Annotated in this window: 3 protein-coding genes; all 3 read right to left on the reverse strand. The window is 64.2% G+C overall.

Annotation, left to right across the window (positions count from 1 at the left end; genetic code table 11):
• The coding region (locus EOA60_RS27130; protein ID WP_206628263.1) for a cation:proton antiporter at window positions 1-298 on the reverse strand (298 nt) is incomplete at its 3' end.
• A gap of 168 nt (window positions 299-466) precedes the next feature.
• On the reverse strand, window positions 467-1,477 hold the full coding sequence (gap, locus tag EOA60_RS27135) for a type I glyceraldehyde-3-phosphate dehydrogenase (protein WP_127334720.1): 1,011 nt from the start codon (window positions 1,475-1,477) through the stop codon (window positions 467-469).
• A gap of 207 nt (window positions 1,478-1,684) precedes the next feature.
• The coding region (locus EOA60_RS27140) for a transketolase C-terminal domain-containing protein (protein WP_281060783.1) at window positions 1,685-2,809 on the reverse strand (1,125 nt) is incomplete at its 5' end.

Here is a 2,809-nt window from a genome sequence, read left to right on the forward strand (position 1 = left end):
GGAGGACGCCGACGGTGGCCAGCGACAGCGCCGGCCCGGCCGCCTGGCGCAAGGCGTTGAGCGGCGTGCCGAAACCGGAATCGAACAGGATAATGGCCAAAGCCAACGAGCCGGCGAAATAAGCCAGCCGCGCATTGTCGAATTCGATGCCAAGGCCGTCGACCCCGGTGGCAAGGCCAATGCAGAGGAAGAGGAGCAGCAGGGGTGCGCCGAAGCGAAAGGCGATCAGGCTCGAAAAGGCGGCGGCGACAACAAGCGCTGTGCCGACCAGCGTCACGAGATAGATCGCATGCTCCATCCGGAATTGCCCCTCAAATCCGCGTCCCTCCCGCTTTACGGCAGAGTGGGGCGAAGACATGACCAGTGCAAGGCGGCAGCGTGGCTTTTTTGCCCCATGCCGCTGCGTCGAACGAAAAACGCCCGGCCGAAGCCGGGCGTTTCACACGATCAAAAAGGAAGCCTGAGGTCAGGCGATGGTCTTGCCGAAGGCGACAGCCGTGTCGCCCATGCGGTTCGAGAAGCCCCATTCGTTGTCGTACCAGGAGAGTACCGAGACGAAGTTGCCGTCCATGACCTTGGTCTGGTCGAGCGCCGCGATCGAGGAGTGCGGATCGTGGTTGAAATCGATCGAGACGTTCGGGTGATGGGTGACCGAGAGCACGCCCTTCAGCTTGCCCTTGGAGGCGGCGACCAGCGCTTCGTTGATCTCCTGCGCGGTGGTCGAGCGCTTGGCGATGAATTTGAAATCGACGACCGAGACGTTCGGGGTCGGCACGCGGATGGAGATGCCGTCGAGCTTGCCCTTGAGGTCGGGCAGCACCAGACCGATCGCCTTGGCGGCACCGGTGGAGGTCGGGATCTGCGACAGCGCCGCGGCGCGGGCCCGGTAAAGGTCCTTGTGCATGGTGTCCAGCGTCGGCTGGTCGCCGGTGTAGGAATGGATTGTCGTCATCATGCCCTTCTCGATGCCGACGGTCTCGTGCAGCACGGCGGCAAGCGGGGCCAGGCAGTTGGTGGTGCAGGACGCGTTGGAGATGACGACGTGGTCCTTGGTCAGCTTGTCGTGGTTGATGCCGTAGACGACCGTGAGATCGGCGCCTTCGGCCGGGGCCGAGACGATGACGCGCTTGGCGCCGGCGGTCAGATGCGCGGCAGCCTTGTCGCGCGCAGTGAAGATACCGGTGCATTCGAGCGCGATGTCGATGCCGAGATCCTTCCAGGGCAGCTGGGTCGGATCCTTGATGGCGGTGACCTTGAACTTCTCCTTGCCGACGGAGATCTGGTCGCCGTCGACCGTCACTTCATGCGGGAAGCGGCCATGCACGCTGTCGTAGCGGAGCAGATGCGCGTTGGTCTCTACCGGCCCGAGGTCGTTGACGGCGACGACATCGATGTCCTTGCGGCCGGATTCATGAATGGCGCGCAGGATGTTGCGGCCGATGCGGCCAAATCCGTTGATGGCAACTCTGACGGTCATGTTTCTCTCCCTGGGGACTGGAAAGTGGATGGGTCCGCTGCTTCATAGCGGCGGGCGTGCAAAGAATCCAGCCGTAGAAGCCGGAATTTAAATCGATTAGGTTGGTCCAGTCCGGCGACATCCTTTGAAGGGCTTCGCCGGACGGGGCGTTGCTTTTTGTGCATGCCGCTCGAGATCGCTGCGCGCTTTTGAGCGACATGCGATGGCTCACTTGCCGTGCAGGCGTGCCTCCACGGCCTTCGCCGCGGCCTCGGCGGTGATGCCGAAATGCGGATAGAGCTGCTCGATCGAGCCGGAGGCGCCGAAGCCGGTCATGCCGACGAAGATGCCGTCGATACCGATCAGGTGGTCCCAGCCCTGGCGGATGCCGGCCTCGATAGCGACCTTCACCTCGGCGTTGCCGATGGTCTTCCTGCGATAGTCCTCGTCCTGCTGGTCGAACAGCTCGAAGCAGGGCACCGATACGACGCGGGTCGGATGGCCGTGTTTTTCGAGCAACTCGCGGGCGCCGAGGGCGACCTCGACCTCCGAGCCCGTGGCGAAGATCGTCACGGCCGCCTCGCCGTTTGCCGCGGCAAGCTCATAAGCGCCCGAGGCGCTGAGGTTCTTCTCGCTGTGTTCGCTGCGCACGGTCGGCAGGTTCTGGCGGGTCAGCGCGAGCGTCGAAGGCGTCTTTTCGGACTCCAACGCCAGCTGCCAACATTCCGCCGTCTCGACCGCGTCGGCCGGGCGGAAGACGTTGTGGTTCGGAATGGCGCGCAGTGCGGCCAGATGCTCGACCGGCTGGTGGGTCGGGCCGTCCTCGCCGAGACCGATCGAGTCATGGGTCATGACGAAGATCGAGCGGATGCCCATCAGCGAGGCAAGGCGCATCGAGGGCCGGGCATAGTCGGAGAAACACAAGAAGGTGCCGCCATAGGCGATCAGGCCGCCATGCAGCGTCAACCCGTTGATGGCCGCCGCCATGCCGTGCTCGCGGATGCCGTAATGAACATAGCGCTGGCCGTAGTCGTCCGGAGTGATGTTCTTGGTCTGGCTGGTCTTGGTGTTGTTGGAGCCGGTGAGGTCGGCCGAGCCGCCGATGGTTTCGGGAACAGCGCCGTTGATCACTTCCAGCGCCATTTCCGAGGACTTACGGGTGGCCACCTTCGGCTTGTCGGCCGAGAGCTTCTTCTTGTACTCGGCGATGACGGCGTCGAAATTGTCCGGCAGCTTGCCGGCGAGGCGGCGCTCGAATTCGCCCTTCAGCTTGGCGTCGGCCTTGGCAAGGCGGCCTTCCCAATCGGCGCGCGCCTTGGCGCCGGCGGTGCCGACGCCGCGCCAGGCGTCGAG

The organism is Mesorhizobium sp. M1A.F.Ca.IN.020.06.1.1, assembly GCF_004023265.1.
GTDB lineage: Bacteria > Pseudomonadota > Alphaproteobacteria > Rhizobiales > Rhizobiaceae > Mesorhizobium.

Coding starts and splice junctions, on each gene's coding strand:
- gap (WP_127334720.1), bottom strand. CDS start 1,477: ATGACCGTCAGAGTTGCCATCAACGGATTTGGCCGCATCGGCCGCAAC.